This is a genomic window from Aquimarina sediminis, from assembly GCF_002895435.1.
Classification (GTDB): domain Bacteria; phylum Bacteroidota; class Bacteroidia; order Flavobacteriales; family Flavobacteriaceae; genus Aquimarina; species Aquimarina sediminis.
Window position 1 is genome coordinate 71,472 of sequence record NZ_POYJ01000008.1, and the last position, 16,277, is coordinate 87,748.

Sequence of the window (16,277 nt, forward strand, 5' to 3'; positions counted from 1 at the left end):
ATACAATTTATTTACGATGAAATACACAAATAACCATCGTTTTACTACGGTTTTATCTCCAATATTCGAAATAAATGGAGTTAAAAACATTTCTTAAAAAAAATATTAAGACGTTATAATGTATTTTTGAAATAAAAATAATGGATAGAGATTTACAATGGCACGAGTTTACAAGAGTAGATATGCGTGTAGGAACTATAATAGAAGTAGAAATTTTTAAAGAAGCCAGGAATCCCGCATATAAAATAATCGTAGATTTTGGAGAGTTGGGGCTTAGAAAAACTTCTGCTCAAGTAACAAAACTGTATCTACCAGAAAAACTTATTGGTAAACAGGTAGTTGCAGTAGTTAATTTTCCTCCCAAACAAATTGCAAATATGATGAGTGAATGTTTGATACTTGGGGCAATAGGTGGTGATAAAGAAGTAACTTTGTTAACCCCCGATTTACAAGTCAAAAATGGGATGAAAATAGGATAGGTGCTTATATCAGATTTTTAATGTCTGTTCGACTACCCTTTTCTTTGCACTACTTCAAATACTTTACTACCATCACACTTTAAGGTTTTGGAAGGGTATTTGAGCAATAAAGCATAATCATGAGTTGCCATAAGGATAGTGTTGCCGTTTTTATTTATATCCTGTAGAACCTCCATTACCTCGACAGAGGTTTGTGGATCTAAGTTTCCTGTAGGCTCATCTGCTAATATGAGTTCTGGGTCATTAAGTAGCGCTCTTGCTATAGCTACACGTTGTTGTTCACCTCCAGATAATTGATATGGATACTTAAAGTCTTTGGTTTTCATACCTACTTTATCCAACACATCATCAATCTTGCTGCTCATCCCTTTTTCATCTGTCCATCCAGTTGCTTTTAATACAAACAAAAGATTGTCCTTTACCGTTCTGTCATTAAGTAATTTGAAATCCTGAAAAACAATACCCAATTTTCTTCTCAAAAAAGGGATTTGATTTTCTTGTAAAGTTGGCAGATCAAAGTCTACAATACTACCTTCTCCTTCTAATAACGGAAGATCACCATATAAAGTTTTCATAAAACTACTTTTACCCGTACCAGTTTTACCAATAAGATATACAAAATCACCTTTATTTACTTCTACATTAACATCAGAGAGAATTAGATTTTCGCGTTGATAGATCGAAGCATTTTTGAGGCTTAATACCATATTAGACATAGTTTATGATTCTGGATTAATAATATCACGTAAAAGTAAAAAGTTTTCGGTTAAAAAAAATTAGGTATAGAAATAGTTTTTGTTTTTTATTATAAATAAGTAACCTAATATTGGAGTAAATATTTTAATTGTATCTTTCTTAATGCCAGCAAAGCCAAAGATTAACAAAGTGCTTTCCTTTATCAGTGGTAATAGAAAGAATAAAGACTTAATATTCCTAAAGAATTCACAATTCTAAAATTATAATGTAATTATCTCTAAATTATTTCGTTATTAAAATGAAGATTAGGCTATCTTTAACATAAAATTTATCCACGGGAAACGATATTTACCTTTTTGATTGTAATACTTTAGTTAAATGAACAAATACATCTCTTCGATGCTTTTTGTGATTGGTCTGTCTGCACACATGCTTGCACAGCAATCCGCAATTTATACCAATGATTTAGTGCTGTATAACCAAGCGCTTGAACTGTATAATAATAAGCAGTTTTTAGCAGCTCAAAACCTATTTGATAAAGTCAAGAATACCTCACATGATGAGAATATTGATGCCGACTGCACATATTATATAGCAAATTGTGCTGTATGGCTAAACCAAAAAGGAGCAGATCAGCTTTTGGAAAATTTTGTAAGAGAGTACCCTACTAGTATTAAGCGTAATGCAGCTTATCTCGATGCCGCTACCTATTACTTTGATAATGGAAAATATGCTTATGCGCGTAAATGGTATGATAAAGTTGACGAAAGTAATTTGGGAAGAAAAGAAAAAGAAAAGTATAATTTTAATAATGGATATGCATATTTTAAAATTCAGCGATTTAATGAAGCAAAGAAATTTTTAAACCGTGTTGAAGATTCTCCAGAATATAGCGCCAAAGCAAAATACTATCTGGGGTTTATTGCCTACGAAGGAGATAACTATAAGGAAGCAGATAAACTCTTTGATGAAGTAAAAGATTTGGATCAATATAATAAGAACTTGTCCTATTTTCAGAGTGATATGAATTTTAAATCTGGAAATTTTCAAGAAGCTATTAATGAAGGATTGGTTCAATTACCAAAATCAAAGCCTTCAGAAAGATCAGAATTAAATAAAATAATAGGAGAAAGCTATTTTAACCTTGGACAATATGATAAAGCAGCTCCATACCTTAAAGAATACAAAGGTCGAAAAGGAAAGTGGAACAATACAGATTACTACCTGTTAGGATACGCCTATTACAAGCAAGGTGAATATCAAAATGCAATTTCTGAGTTTAATAAAATTGTTGATGGTCGCAATGCCACTGCCCAAAATGCATACTACCATCTGGCAGAATCATATCTAAAAACCGATCAAAAACAGCAAGCTTTGCATGCATTTAAAAACGCCTCAGAGATGGATTTTGAGGATAAAATTAAAGAAGATGCAACCTATAATTATGCAAAATTAAGCTATGAAATAGGAAATTCTTTTGAAAGTGCTCCAAAAGTATTACTGTCTTATCTAGACACATATCCGAATACCGAATTTGAAGACGAGATAAAAGAATTGTTGATAAGCTCCTATATTACTTCTAAAAATTATAAAGAGGCAATGGATCTTCTAGAAGGAAGTAGAAACTTTGCAGATAAAGAAGTATATCAAAAAGTAGCCTTTTATCGAGGTATCGAATTGTATAATGATGCTAACTACCAAGAGGCAATACGTTATTTTGATAAATCCCTTAAAGAATCAGTCAATCCAGAATTTACTGCAAGAACCATATATTGGAAAGCAGAAAGTGATTATCTACTAAACAATTTTGATGAAGCGTTAATTGGTTTTAAAGAATTTCAAGGTAGTCAGGGAGCATCATCAACCAAAGAATTTAAACATATAGACTATAATATAGGGTATGCCTATTTTAAACTAAAACAATATCCTCAGGCGGCTACATTTTTTGATACATTTTCTAAAAAAAGCGAAATTGATAATACTAGAACGGCAGATACATATTTAAGATTGGGAGATAGTCATTTTATTTCCAGAAAATATTGGCCAGCGATGGAAGCATATAACGAGGCCATCAAAAAAGATGGACCAGATGCAGATTATGCACATTATCAAAAAGCAATTAGCTATGGTTTTGTAAATAAGCCTAATAAAAAGATTAAAGACCTCGAAATGTTTTTAAAAACATACCCGCGATCAACCTATCGGGATGATGCAATGTTTGCTCTGGGGGATGTATACATATCAGAGGACAAAATCCAAAAGGGGATCGATGCCTATGATCGCTTGATTAGAGATATACCCAGAAGTTCGTATGTCTCAAAAGCATTGTTAAAGCAAGGTTTAGTCTATTATAATGGAAATAAAGGAGAAAGAGCATTATCAAAATTTAAAAAAGTCGTCGCAGAATATCCCGGTACCGAGGAGGCAATACAGGCAGTAAACACGGCTAGGCTTATCTACGTTGACCTAGGAAGAACAAACGAGTATGCAACTTGGGTAAGAGGGTTAAGTTTTGTAGATGTGAGTGATGCAGATCTGGATAATACTTCTTATGAAGCAGCAGAAAAGCAGTTTATAGAAAATAACGATAACGCAGCAATTAGTGGTTTTGAGAAATATTTAAGCGAATTCCCGAATGGATTACATGCCTTAAAAAGTCATTTTCATCTAGCGCAGTTATATTTCAAAAAAGGAGATAAACAAACTACCATACCGCATTATGAATATGTACTACAAAAGGAAAGAACAGAATTTACAGAACAAGCATTAGCAAGGTTGTCTCAGGTATATCTGGAAGATCGCTTGTATGAAAAAGCAATCCCAATATTAGAGCGGTTAGAAAGTGATGCAGATTATCCACAAAACATCATTTTTGCACAATCTAATTTGATGAAATCCTATTACCAACTGGTAAATTATCAAAAAACTTTAGAGTACGCAGATAAAGTCTTGGCAAATTCCAAAATTCAAAAAGAGGTAAAAAGTGATGCTAAAATTTTTACAGCCAGAGCTGCATTGCAAACTGCGGATATGACACGTGCCAAAAAAGCCTATGCTGAAGTACAAAAAATAGCTACTGGAGAGCTTGCTGCCGAAGCATTATATTATGATGCATATTTCAAAAATCTTGAAGAAGACTACAAAGCATCTAACGAAACAATACAGAGGCTATCCAAGGACTTTTCGGGATATCGACTATATGGTTCTAAAGGGCTAGTACTAATGTCTAAAAACTTTTATGGACTCGATGATGCATATCAGGCAACCTATATTTTAGAAAGCGTAATCAAAAATTTTACCGATTATCCAGATGTCATTGATGAAGCTCGTGTCGAATTAAGAAAAATTAAAGCCGAAGAGGCAAAAACTAATTCATCCATCCAAACCGAACAGTAGTAATCAGTTATTAAACACATTGTATGTTTGCATATTTTAGAAAATTGAATAGACCAGTAAGGTCTGAAGTAGTACTCCTGGGATGCGCTATTTTGATGGTAAGTCAAATATGCTTTGCTCAGGAAAAAGAAAAAGAAACTTTAGATACAGAGCGTGTGATTATTGTTAAGGCGTATACCCCAACTATAAGTGATGCATTTAAGATAAAATCTACTCCTGTTCTTAATGACTCTGTTACGCTGCAAAAAAAACAAATGCGTTACAGTATTTTTTCGGTGCCAGTAGCTTCTACTTACACTCCGGCAAAAGGTAGGGCAGCTAATATTGATAGACCAAAACCAATAGATATTTATGATAACTACGCAACATTGGGATTTGGGAGTTTTACATCTGTTCTTGCCGAATTTTACAGTAATTTTCAACTAAATAGATCTGATAATTTAGGACTATACCTACATCATAATTCATCACAAGGAGGCATAGAAGAAGTGCAATTAGATGATAAATTTTATAATACGTTTTTAGATGCTAATTACACATCAAGGACAAGAGATTATACATATGGTATTGAAGCAGGAGTAGAGCACCAATTGTATAATTGGTATGGATTACCAGAGGTTCCATTATTAACACCAGAGCAAATTAGTGCTATTAACCCGGAACAAAGCTATTTTGGCGCAAAACTTGGAGGAAAACTTCAATTTGATGATCTGTATTTTAAGAAAGCATCATTAGAATATCGTTTTTTTGGAGATGCTTTGAGTTCGGTAGAACATCATGTGATAGCAAAGCCTACCTTCGAGTTTGAACTTGGAGATAATCTGATAACTACTAATTTTATCGCCGACTATCTTAGTGGCAGTTTCGACCGAGATCTGGATCTGGCTGCACAGACTCCTAATAAGTATGGTATTTTAAATTTGGGAGTAAACCCAAGTTTGGTGATATTAAGAGACAATCTTACCCTAAATCTGGGAGCGGCAGTATACTATAGTATCGATACCCAGAATGAAGACAATAATTTCTTTGTTTACCCAAAGATTACAGCTTCATATAGATTATTAGAAGAGGCGGTTATAGCCTATGGAGGGTTAGAAGGTGATTTAGAACAAAATACATATAGAGAAGCGGTACAAAAAAATCCTTTTGTATCTCCAACTTTGATTATAGAACCTACTAGTACCTTGTATGATGCATATGTTGGGATAAAAGGAAAAATCTCTGATGTCGTAAGCTATAATTTTAGAGGTAGCTATGTTTCTGAAGATGAAAAACCTTTGCTTGTTAATAACACCAGACCGATACTTCAGTTTGAAGGATATGATTATGGTAATTCATTTGCTTATCGATATGATGATATTACCACAATTATTGGATATGGAGAGTTAAATTTTGAAATCAATAAAAGATTTAAACTAGGTGCATCTGCAGAATACTTTGATTATAATACGGAAGATGAACAAGAAGCATGGAATTTGCCAGAAGTTAAGGCATCTGTGTTGCTAGATTATCAGATAAATAAACAGTGGTATGCAGGAGCGCAATTATTTTATGTGGGTGAACGAAAAGATATCAATAATCAAGTAGTTGTATTACCCGGAATTCCTGGATCTACAGTTACTCTGGATTCTTATTTTGATGCCAATGTAAATCTTGGATATCGATTAAGTGATCAACTTTCATTTTTTGTAAAGGGAAATAATCTGTTAGGAGAGAATTATCAACGATGGGCAAATTACCCAGTACAAGGAATACAGTTTTTAGGAGGGGTAACTTATAAATTTGACTATTGATCTTTGTTTCTAGATAGGTTACAACACTCCTTTAGTAATAGTACTCGCCTAAATTTTTTGGGTAGGTTAGAATGTTATTGTTTTCACTACAATCCAAAAAAATCTAAACGAGTATAGAGGATATACCTTTTTGTATGATGTAATTTTTGCCTTACTCAATAGTTATTGTGTAATTGGTTGATATTTTACTTCTGGAAAATCAAGTACAGGCTGAGTAAGATGGTTAAGATAATTGAGGAATGTGTACAACCCTATAACCGTAAGTATTTCTAGTATTGTTGAATTTTCTATTCCATTTTTTTTTAGATTAGTAACTGTATTAGGGTCTGCCTTACCTTTATTTAGAACCACCTCTTTCGTAAAATTTAGAATAGCACTCATTTTTGGAGTATCAGAAATCCCTTTAATATTATTCATTAATTCTTCTTCAGGTATTTTGAATTGAGATCCGACGGCTACATGTGTAGCTACACAATAATTGCATGCATTGATAGATGATACTGTTAATGCGATTTGTTCGACGTCTTTTGATGTTAAGCCTCCGTCAGATGTAGTGCTGGAGTTTAATAGTAATACGGCTTCTAGAATGTTTGGGGTATCTCCTAGCATTTTAAATAAATTAGGGACACCTCCAAAAGTTTTGATTATTGCAGTATAAAGTTCTTGTGTTTTTCCTGTAGCTTCTTCGATTTCAATTTGCTTGAATTGTGACATTTTTTTAATTGTTTAAAGATTATACGTTTTGTAAAATTCTATATAATTAAACTATCGTCAAAACAGATTAATTCGATGTAATAATCTATATTTGCGATCATGAATTTGCAGTTTATTAAATATTTTCTAGTCCTTTCTTCAACAGAAAACTTTACAAAAGGAGCCAAGCAGGTTAATGTAGTGCAGTCAACATTTTCGGCAGGGATTAAAAAATTGGAAGAACATTTTGGTGTTCAGTTGTTTGAGAGAAACAATAGAAATGTAAAACTTACCAAATACGGGCAACAGTTTTTACCTAAGGCAAAAGAATTACTAAATAAGTGGTCTGATATTGAGCAAGATTTTAATGTAATCAATCTAGAATCACTTAGAATTGGGTTTGTTCAGAATTTATCAATCAATGATATTTTACATTATGTTAATGATTATCAAAAATTAAATTCATTATCCAAAATAGTTATTACAGAAGATAAGCACGAGAAACTATACGAATTACTTCAGCAGGGAGAAATACATGCGTTCTTTTCAGATAAAAACAGTATCTCTACAGATTTCGAAAAAATACCGGTTGCTGTAGAAAAATTATATTTTGCAATTAATGCTGATCATCCTTTGGCTAAAAAAGAATTTGTTAATCTTCAGCAGATAGCAGAAGAAGATTTTATAGAGAGAAGTCAATGTGTACTCCATGATGAGGTTTTTGGAGAGCTCTCAAAAAGGAATATTAAATTCACAAAAACTTTTACAGCTCACAATAACGAAACCGTACTGGCTTTGGTTGCCTCTAATATGGGGTTTACATTAATGCCTAAACCAAATTTTTCTGTTCCGGAAGTAAAATTTATACCCATAAAAGATGCTGATTTCTCTAGAAGGATATCTTTGTTTTGGAAAAATGATTACCGAAAGAAAGAGTTACATAAATTTCTTTCTTTACTAAGAGAAACTACACATATAATTAATGGAGTAAGAGATTAGTAATATGTAAAGGGTATTGGTAAGTAAATGCTAGCCATCGTCTCTAGTTTTGCGAAGATGGTATATTTTTTGTAACTATGGTATAAAATCTATAGCCTATGAAAAATACAATACTACTTATTATTGGTTTGTTTTCTACTGCTGTATTTTCTCAAGATAATTTCAAACTTTATTATGAAGAAACCGAGACAGGGTTTAAAATCTTAGCAGATAATGATGAGTTTAGTCCGGTTTCTGCAAAAATAGATTTTAGATTAGAAAACCTTTCTTCTTCAAATGGTAATAATAAAGTCTTTGTCGTACCAGCACAAACTAAAAAACATACAATTACAGACCTGAACGTAATTGATAGAAAGAAACGCATAAAATTAGGATATGAATCTACTTACAATCATGGGGATCATACATTAAAGAAGTATGATAAGGATTTTAAGTATTACCTACCTTTTTCAAAAGGTGCCGAATATTGGTTATCACAAGGATATAATGGCTCTATTTCTCATCAAAATGAAAATGCGTTAGATTTTAAAATGCCCATAGGCACCAAAATCTATGCCGCCAGAGGCGGAGTTGTTATAGATATAGAAGAAAGTTATAGAAAAAGCTGTACGACCTCAGAATGTGCTAAATACAACAACTTTATTTTGGTTTATCATAATGATGGTACTTTTGCCGAATATACACATATCAAAAAGGATGGGGCTAAAGTAAAAATTGGGGATCACATAAAAATTGGTCAGTTTATAGGGTATAGTGGTGATGTAGGATGGGCTACAGGACCACATTTACATTTTATTGTCTTTTTTCAAAGACTAAAAGAAAGAATAACTCTAAAGACAAAATTTCTAACCGGAGAAGGTAAGCGAGCAATAGTGCTTATCGAAAAAGAAAAATATAAGAGAGCATATTAATTAAGTAAGAAAAAGAACCTTTAAACAACCCTTATAACTGGTTTATGGGGGTTGTTTTTATGATTATACCCCTGTTTTCAGTGCGTTAATTTTCATCGTTTATGGTGTTTGGCAAAAAGGCAAGTGGATATATCTTGCGCAGTATTAGAGAACAACTTTATAACAATTTTTAATACTACATATACAGATGAAAAATATTAACTTACATACGTACATCACTACATTTGTTTTACTCTTTGTTTTAGCAACAATATGTAGTTTGATAGGATATGCATACGACCAAGAAACATTAGTTTTTACTCCTACTACAGAATTTTTATTGAAATTATACCCAGTATTTAAATTCCCAACAGAAGTTGTTGGATACTCTATGGTTGCCAAAGGAATATATGGACTAATTGGGGGATTAGTACTAAGTGTATCGCTGTATTCCTTTGTCTTTGAGCGTTTTGTTTTCTGCTTGAAGAGCCTGAAAAGAGTTTTGGTTTATAACAACAATCCAAAGCTGAGAAGAGAAAAAAGAATACTGGAGTGTTAATGATGAAAGAGAATGGTAATGCACCCTGTATTTTCATAAATTAGTGATTTTCAGCAAATAGTTTTGATTATGGTGTAATATTTGTGGTCTTTATTTTATCACATAAATTAACTTTAAAGACCTTTAATAATGAAGAACAGGACATTACCATTACTCTTTTTAGCCATTTTATTTAATTTTAGTGCGGTTTTTGGGCAGTATAAAATCACTATCCAAGCATATGTTTTGGATCAGGATACCCAAAAACCTATTCCATATACCAATATTGGATTTATCGATAAAGGAATAGGAACAGTAACCAATAAGAGCGGAAGATTTTATCTACAATATGACGAAGATAAAATCAAAAGCGATGATATATTTCAATTATCTTGTATAGGATATGAACCGTTGCGATTAACTCCCAAAGAACTCTTTGATACACTCCAAAAGAATAATACACTATTTTTAAAACAATCCATATTCAATCTAGACGAAGCTATTGTACAGTCTGAAAAAAGAAAAATTGATTCTATAGGGTACTCTTCCTATAATTCTAATTTACTTGCCTATTGGAAAGATGATAAAGCACTGGGGGGTGAAATAGCTGCGCTAATCAAAGTAAGAAAAAAGAATTCTAAATTACTAAACCTAAAGTTTAACATTGTAGAAAATACGGCAGATAGCTTATTGGTAAGAGTAAATATCTATGATAAGAAAAGAAAAAAACCGGGGAGTAATATATTAACCAGTAATATTTATCATACAATCTCTACTAGAAAAGGAGAAGAGATTATTGATTTATCGCCTTATAATATTAAGGTTGACGAAGATTTTATTGCGAGTATAGAACTTATAAAAGTATACGGTAGTGATATTCAGTTTGCGGTTATTGCAGGAAGTGGAGGGCGCTCATTTCTTAGAGATATAAGTCAGGATAATTGGAAAGAACTTAAAGAAGTTGGTATTGCTTTTAAAATAGATGTCTCTTACCCTGCATCTTCTGTTAAGTCAGAAAAAAGGCAAAAACCTGAAGATATCACAATATACTGGGATACTTCGCTCTCTATGCAATCTAGAGATCTTGAAAAAGAACTAACATTTCTAAAAAAATACCTAGCCAAAATAAAGAAAGCAAATATCGATGTCATCACATTCTCTAATAAGCTAGAAGAAAAAAAGCACTTTGTACTGGAAAAGGGGGATAGTAAAAAATTGACCCATATGCTTTCTGGATTAAAGTATAATGGCGCAAGTGATTTTTCTAAACTATTTAAAGAAAATAAAAAAGCAGATCAATATCTAGTCTTTACAGATGGATACGCTACCTATGGAGATCATGAGTTTATTTATGGTACTCCTGTTTTTTATATAAATAGCAAAAAAAACGCTAATGATACTATGCTACAAGAAGGAGGTTTCTCTAGTGAGGGGCATTACCTTAACCTTTCTAGTATAGAAATTCCAAAAGCCCTTACATATATTAATCATTTGGTAAAAGATGAAGCAGTTTATAATAATGATAGTGCCAAAGAATTTGTAAGTGGTATTGTGTTCTCAGATAGTTTACCTATACAAGGATGTAAAGTAGCTGTAAAAGGGACACTTGTAGAAACCGTAACAGATAGTGACGGTAAGTTTTCGATTGCAGCAGACATTGATCAGGTTTTGTCTTTTCAACATTTTAGCACCTATAGTGAAGAAATACAGGTAGGCACATCAAAAATGATGAAAGTACTTCTTAAACCAAAATATGAAAACCTAAGTGAGATAGCACTGCTACAAAAAAAGAAAGCCGAAAAAGAAAAAGTAAGTGTGGGAAACAAAAAAGTGGATAGACAAAAATTAGGCTATGCTAGTTTTACTAAGAACAAAGAAGATTTTCCCTCTATGGCTATTACTTTACTTGATTTGATAAGAGGTCAATTCCCAGGTGTTTCTGCTTATATCGATAGAGAAGGACAAAGTGTAGTTTTGGTAAGAGGAAGGAGTTCAATTGCTTTAAATAATGGAGCATTGTTCGTAGTAGATGACATAATACAGAATGGTATTCCTGATGTAACACCTCCTCAGATCGAAAGTATAACCCTTATACCGGGTGTTTCAGGTGCTGTACGCTATGGTAGCCAAGGAAGAAATGGCGTGTTTCTTATTGAAACTAAGTTGGGAGCAAGTATAACATCGTCAAAGGATGGTAAAAAGAAATCATTATTAGTAGAAGGTAATGATTATAAAGAGTCTATTTATCTACTAGATCCGAATCAAAAAAGACCAGAATATCTAAATACTTTATGGAGTAGCTCAACATATAATGAAGCGTTAACAATATACTACGAACTAAGAAAAGTACATAAACACGAAGTACCTTTTTATGTGTTTTGTTCTGATTACTTTAAGAGATGGGATCAAGAGTTTTCTGATGAGGTAGTTTCTAATCTTGCTGAAATATCAAATGATAACTATGGTGTGCTTCGTACATTAGCATTTTTATTAGAAGAAAAAGGTGATATTAAGAAAGCATTGGTAGTCTATGAAAAGCTATTTGATTTAAAATCTAGTTATGCACAATCATATCTGGATTTGGGAAGAGTATATAAAGAAGATAAGCAGTATGACAAAGCATTTGAAATATATAAACGAATACTAGAAAATCATAAAAACATAATCGGGTTTACCGAAGTGAGTAAACAAACAGAATCAGAATTAAGACATTTGTTAAACCACCACAGATCACATATATCACATAGTGATGTTCCTTCAGAATTTTTGACAGTAAAAAGTATTCCTGTTCGTATTGTTTTTGATTGGAATGACCCGCAGGCAGAGTTTGAATTTCAATTTGTAAACCCTAATAAGAAGTATGAAAAGTGGGCACACCGTTTTGAAAACAATAAAGAATTACTTCTTAAAGAAACAAGGCATGGTGTTGCATCAAAAGAGTTTGTAGTGGATGATTCAATGCCAGGGGAGTGGATTGTTAATGTACAATCGTATGGCGAAGTGTCAAAGCAGAACCCTACTTTTATGAAATATACAATCTATAGAAATTATGGACTTGCCGATGAAACAAAAACGGTAAAGTTGATTAAGTTATACAATCAAAATAAAAAAGTTACTTTGGATAAGTTTAGGATATAATCGACATACAAAACTTGTTTATAATAAAGCTCCTGAGTTAGAAATCAGGAGATTTATTATATTAAATGAAGTTATGACACTGTTAAGAAAGATTTCTTTTATCACTAATTTTCATATCTTTCATTCCTTAATCAAAAAACATATCATACCATGATCAAAAGAATGCTTGTTATGGTTTGTCTATTATCAATTTTTGCAGCTTGTAAAAATGAGACAACTACCACCAAGAAACCTGTAGAAGAAGAGGTTAATGTTAGTGCCAAATTTAGTGAGATGTTAGACAATTACTATGAAGAAGGTCTGCAACTCAATCCTGTACAGGCGACTTTTGCCGGAGACAATAGATTTAATGACCAGTTTCCAAATCCTTTGGCGGACGAAACGGTGAATAAAGCAAAAGCTTATTTTAAAAAATATAAAGAACAACTAGCACAGTTTGATGATGCTGCCCTTTCTGAAAGTGAAAAAATGACTAAAGCTATTCTCAATTGGGAATGTGATATGAATTTAGAAGGATATAATTTTAAAAGAGAATACTTTCCTATAGACCAAATGTGGTCTATTAACCTTGTCGCCGGGCAACTAGCAAGTGGTGCCAGTGCACAACCTTTTAAGACAGTCGAAGACTATAATAATTGGTTAAAGCGTCTTGAAGGGTACATCGATTGGATGGCTTCTGCCGAAGCAAAAATGAAAGAAGGAATGACTGCTGGATATGTGCTTCCAAAGTCTTTGATCGTTAAAGTGCTGCCACAATTAGAAGCCTTAACAGTAGAAGATTTAGATAAACATCTTTTCTATAGTCCCGTAAAGAATTTTCCTGAAAGTTTTTCTGAAGAAGATAAAAAACAGCTAACCGAGGCTTATAGTAAAATGGTTTCCGAAAAAATTATTCCTTCCTATAAAAGCTTACATAAGTTTATGAGTACAGAATATATGGAAGCAGGTAGGGCTAGCTCTGGTATTTCAGATATTCCTGGAGGAAATGAGTTTTATCAATATCAAATCAAGTTGTATACCACTACAACAATGACTGCCGATGAGATTCATAAATTAGGGCTCTCTGAGGTAGCAAGAATCTCTGCTGAGATGGAAAAAGTAAAAGAACAGGTAGGATACAACGGAGATTTAGAATCATTCTTTGATCATGTGCGTAATAAGAAAGAATTAATGCCTTTTACAGAACCAAAACAGGTAATTGATAATTTTAATGCAATTCATGACCGAATGAAACCTCAAATAGAAAAATTGTTTGATGTAAAACCAAAAACACCATTCGAGGTACGTCGTACAGAAGCTTTTAGAGAAAAATCTGCCAGTGCAGAATATAACCCAGGTTCGCTTGATGGTACTCGTCCTGGGATTTTTTATACACCAATACCAGATGCCACAAAGTATAATACGTATAGTGATGAGTCATTGTTTTTGCATGAAGCTATCCCTGGGCATCACTATCAGATTTCATTAACACAAGAGAGTAAAGAGTTACCTAAGTTTAGAAAAACACTATGGTATAGTGGATATGGAGAAGGATGGGCATTATATACAGAATCATTAGGTAAAGAACTCGGTTTGTATACAGATCCTTATCAATACTTTGGAATGTTGGGAGCAGAGATGCACCGTGCAGTTCGTCTTGTGGTTGATACAGGATTGCATTCTAAAGGTTGGACTAGAGAACAAGCAATACAATATTCTTTGGATAACGAAGCAGAATCTGAAGCAGGGATTACTTCAGAGATCGAACGATATATGGCTAATCCTGGTCAGGCATTGTCGTATAAGATAGGTCAATTAAAGATAAGAGAATTACGTGCCAAGGCTAAGCAAGAGCTGGGAGATAAATTTGATATCCGACAATTTCATAACCAGGTGTTAGAAACCGGATGTGTACCCCTGGCGTTATTAGAAAATAAAATCAATACTTGGATTACTAATAATAGATAAAAAAGAATACATTGCAATAAACCTCACAGTTTTAAGAAGCTGTGAGGTTTTCTTTTATACAAAAGTTTTGTTTATTTCCTGTCGTTCTAACCAACCTAATGGTTTTTTAAGTTCATGGGGGCAGAACTCCAAATGGATTACTCTTCTTTGTTTATTATTGGTTGTTCTATTAGAAGCATGTAACGTAAGAGGTTTCATTAACATAGCTCCACCGGATTCAACTTCGCAAACATCTTCTGTTTCTTTATCCCAATCGATAGTATTAACTCTATAAATTCCTTTTTGGTGTGATTTGGGAATTACTTTTAGAGCACCATTATTTATATCTGTTTTATCCAGATGAATTCTTACAGTAACAGTATCTTCTAATATTTTGATTGGTGGGATAACCCCAAACATGCCTTTTTTAGAAGTCCAATTAGAATACCCTTCTGTAGCAGTTTTTTGATCGACAGAAATGCTTAGATCTTGATGATATCCCACAAACCAGTTTGATTGACTGGGCTTATCAAAATAAATAGCTTTGGTTAAGAAATAGTTGGTGCCAAATATATCAGATAATAACAGGGTTAGCTTTTGATTAAAGAGGACTTCCTTTAGGGCAGGAATCACTGTAATAAGTTGTCTGATTGCAAAAAGATCTTTCGTTTTTAAAAATGAATTACCCTCTTTTTCGGAGTTTGCGATACAATCTAGAATTTGGCTAATTTCGGTTGTAGAATAAAGGTCAGAAAGTATAGAATATCCCTTTTCTTCTAATTCTGTTTTATTTCTTTTATACTTCATTTTTTACCATTGTTAAAAATACCAGTACACTATTTATATTTATTAGATGCTAAATTGAGGTAGTGCTGTAGTTTCTGTATTGAAAAATTTGTCATGTAAAAGTCGGAAATATTTTCTAGGATTTATGACCCATATATAAGTTGAGGTATTTATTTCTGAAATCATTTTTAATTCTATATATATTCATAAATGAATATCATACAAAAATATCCTGACTGAAACTGTAAACTTATATCCAAAAAGTAATTATCTTGATCTAATGTTTATCAGGAAAAAGAGGAAACTCTATATTCCATGTTTTAGTATTAGAATTATAATGATGGGTCAATATATTGACTCGTATAGAGGTGTTCTCTTGCATTTTTCCTTCATTTTCAAAGAGAGATTGTAGGGCTCCAGAATAATCTGCGATATCAAGCTCGGATAAAGGTTTTTTAAAATTTACACTACCAAAGAGAGTATCTCTACCCTGTTGAGTAAATGTAGTAGTGATACAATACATATTAGGGCAACGTATTCCGTTATCAATAAAATCAACATGATAATTTACGCTGGGATCAGCAAAAGAGTCAATATAAGAAGGAACACTAATATGTAAACGATCATTAAATATAAGATCACCATTGTTATCCTTGATTCTAATGTAAGGAGTATACAGCCTTTTGGCGATTAATTTTTTGACATGATGCGTTAGACGTGATATTTTAAGCTCATAACGCCCCGTAGCTCTATACCTAATATCGTGAGGTATGGTATCTTCTATATCCGGATACAAAATTTCATTTACTAGACGTTTGATGTTTTTATTTTTTGACATAGGGGCAATGTTTTATGAGTATTAGTATTTATGCATATTGTTATTTTAAAAAAAACTCTAAAAAGAGTATTGAGTTGCTAATAGAAGTGATATAAAAGTTACGCA

General features: G+C 32.6%; 12 protein-coding genes. 8 read left to right on the top strand and 4 right to left on the bottom strand.

The window, feature by feature from the left end:
- Positions 1-140: 140 nt before the first annotated feature.
- Entirely contained in the window at positions 141-479 is a 339-nt protein-coding gene (locus C1X07_RS16645) for a tRNA-binding protein (RefSeq protein ID WP_103071168.1), read from the top strand.
- Between the two features lie 32 nt (positions 480-511).
- Here C1X07_RS16645 and C1X07_RS16650 read toward each other — a convergent pair whose 3' ends face one another.
- Positions 512-1,195: a cell division ATP-binding protein FtsE gene (locus C1X07_RS16650; RefSeq protein WP_103071169.1), complete on the bottom strand. Its 684-nt coding sequence runs from the start codon at positions 1,193-1,195 to the stop codon at positions 512-514.
- 358 nt (positions 1,196-1,553) lie between these two features.
- Here C1X07_RS16650 and C1X07_RS16655 point away from each other — a divergent pair, with 358 nt between their 5' ends.
- Together C1X07_RS16655 and C1X07_RS16660 are read left to right on the top strand one after the other, a co-directional pair.
- Positions 1,554-4,571, top strand: a complete 3,018-nt coding sequence (locus C1X07_RS16655) for a tetratricopeptide repeat protein (protein WP_103071170.1) — start codon at positions 1,554-1,556, stop codon at positions 4,569-4,571.
- Positions 4,572-4,594: 23 nt separating this feature from the next.
- Entirely contained in the window at positions 4,595-6,364 is a 1,770-nt protein-coding gene (locus tag C1X07_RS16660; protein WP_164914183.1) for a porin family protein, read from the top strand.
- Positions 6,365-6,526: 162 nt separating this feature from the next.
- On the opposite strand, the gene C1X07_RS16665 is transcribed toward C1X07_RS16660, so the two are convergent.
- Positions 6,527-7,078, bottom strand: coding sequence for a carboxymuconolactone decarboxylase family protein (locus C1X07_RS16665; RefSeq protein ID WP_103071171.1), 552 nt, complete (start codon positions 7,076-7,078; stop codon positions 6,527-6,529).
- 99 nt (positions 7,079-7,177) lie between these two features.
- On the opposite strand from C1X07_RS16665, the gene C1X07_RS16670 reads away from it, so the two are divergent.
- From C1X07_RS16670 to C1X07_RS16690, 5 genes are all read left to right on the top strand, one after another.
- Positions 7,178-8,056, top strand: coding sequence for a LysR family transcriptional regulator (locus C1X07_RS16670; protein WP_103071172.1), 879 nt, complete (start codon positions 7,178-7,180; stop codon positions 8,054-8,056).
- A gap of 98 nt (positions 8,057-8,154) precedes the next feature.
- Complete coding sequence (locus C1X07_RS25395) at positions 8,155-8,967, top strand: M23 family metallopeptidase (RefSeq protein ID WP_103071173.1); 813 nt, start codon at positions 8,155-8,157, stop codon at positions 8,965-8,967.
- A gap of 187 nt (positions 8,968-9,154) precedes the next feature.
- A complete protein-coding gene (locus C1X07_RS16680) occupies positions 9,155-9,505 on the top strand; it encodes a hypothetical protein (protein ID WP_103071174.1) in 351 nt (116 codons plus the stop codon).
- 129 nt (positions 9,506-9,634) lie between these two features.
- Positions 9,635-12,622, top strand: coding sequence for a hypothetical protein (locus tag C1X07_RS16685; RefSeq protein ID WP_103071175.1), 2,988 nt, complete (start codon positions 9,635-9,637; stop codon positions 12,620-12,622).
- Positions 12,623-12,772: 150 nt separating this feature from the next.
- On the top strand, positions 12,773-14,569 hold the full coding sequence (locus C1X07_RS16690; protein ID WP_103071176.1) for a DUF885 domain-containing protein: 1,797 nt from the start codon (positions 12,773-12,775) through the stop codon (positions 14,567-14,569).
- Positions 14,570-14,623: 54 nt separating this feature from the next.
- On the opposite strand, the gene C1X07_RS16695 is transcribed toward C1X07_RS16690, so the two are convergent.
- The gene (locus C1X07_RS16695; protein WP_103071177.1) at positions 14,624-15,355 is read right to left on the bottom strand and encodes a phytanoyl-CoA dioxygenase family protein; all 732 of its coding nucleotides are present in this window, start codon (positions 15,353-15,355) and stop codon (positions 14,624-14,626) included.
- Positions 15,356-15,611: 256 nt separating this feature from the next.
- Positions 15,612-16,172, bottom strand: coding sequence for a hypothetical protein (locus C1X07_RS16700; RefSeq protein ID WP_103071178.1), 561 nt, complete (start codon positions 16,170-16,172; stop codon positions 15,612-15,614).
- Between the last annotated feature and the right edge of the window lie 105 nt (positions 16,173-16,277).

Bases quoted from the DNA above. Each gene is read 5' to 3' on its own strand.
- C1X07_RS16645 (WP_103071168.1), top strand. From the start codon at position 141: ATGGATAGAGATTTACAATGGCACGAGTTTACAAGAGTAGATATGCGT.
- C1X07_RS16650 (WP_103071169.1), bottom strand. From the start codon at position 1,195: ATGTCTAATATGGTATTAAGCCTCAAAAATGCTTCGATCTATCAACGC.
- C1X07_RS16655 (WP_103071170.1), top strand. From the start codon at position 1,554: ATGAACAAATACATCTCTTCGATGCTTTTTGTGATTGGTCTGTCTGCA.
- C1X07_RS16660 (WP_164914183.1), top strand. From the start codon at position 4,595: ATGTTTGCATATTTTAGAAAATTGAATAGACCAGTAAGGTCTGAAGTA.
- C1X07_RS16665 (WP_103071171.1), bottom strand. From the start codon at position 7,078: ATGTCACAATTCAAGCAAATTGAAATCGAAGAAGCTACAGGAAAAACA.
- C1X07_RS16670 (WP_103071172.1), top strand. From the start codon at position 7,178: ATGAATTTGCAGTTTATTAAATATTTTCTAGTCCTTTCTTCAACAGAA.
- C1X07_RS25395 (WP_103071173.1), top strand. From the start codon at position 8,155: ATGAAAAATACAATACTACTTATTATTGGTTTGTTTTCTACTGCTGTA.
- C1X07_RS16680 (WP_103071174.1), top strand. From the start codon at position 9,155: ATGAAAAATATTAACTTACATACGTACATCACTACATTTGTTTTACTC.
- C1X07_RS16685 (WP_103071175.1), top strand. From the start codon at position 9,635: ATGAAGAACAGGACATTACCATTACTCTTTTTAGCCATTTTATTTAAT.
- C1X07_RS16690 (WP_103071176.1), top strand. From the start codon at position 12,773: ATGATCAAAAGAATGCTTGTTATGGTTTGTCTATTATCAATTTTTGCA.
- C1X07_RS16695 (WP_103071177.1), bottom strand. From the start codon at position 15,355: ATGAAGTATAAAAGAAATAAAACAGAATTAGAAGAAAAGGGATATTCT.
- C1X07_RS16700 (WP_103071178.1), bottom strand. From the start codon at position 16,172: ATGTCAAAAAATAAAAACATCAAACGTCTAGTAAATGAAATTTTGTAT.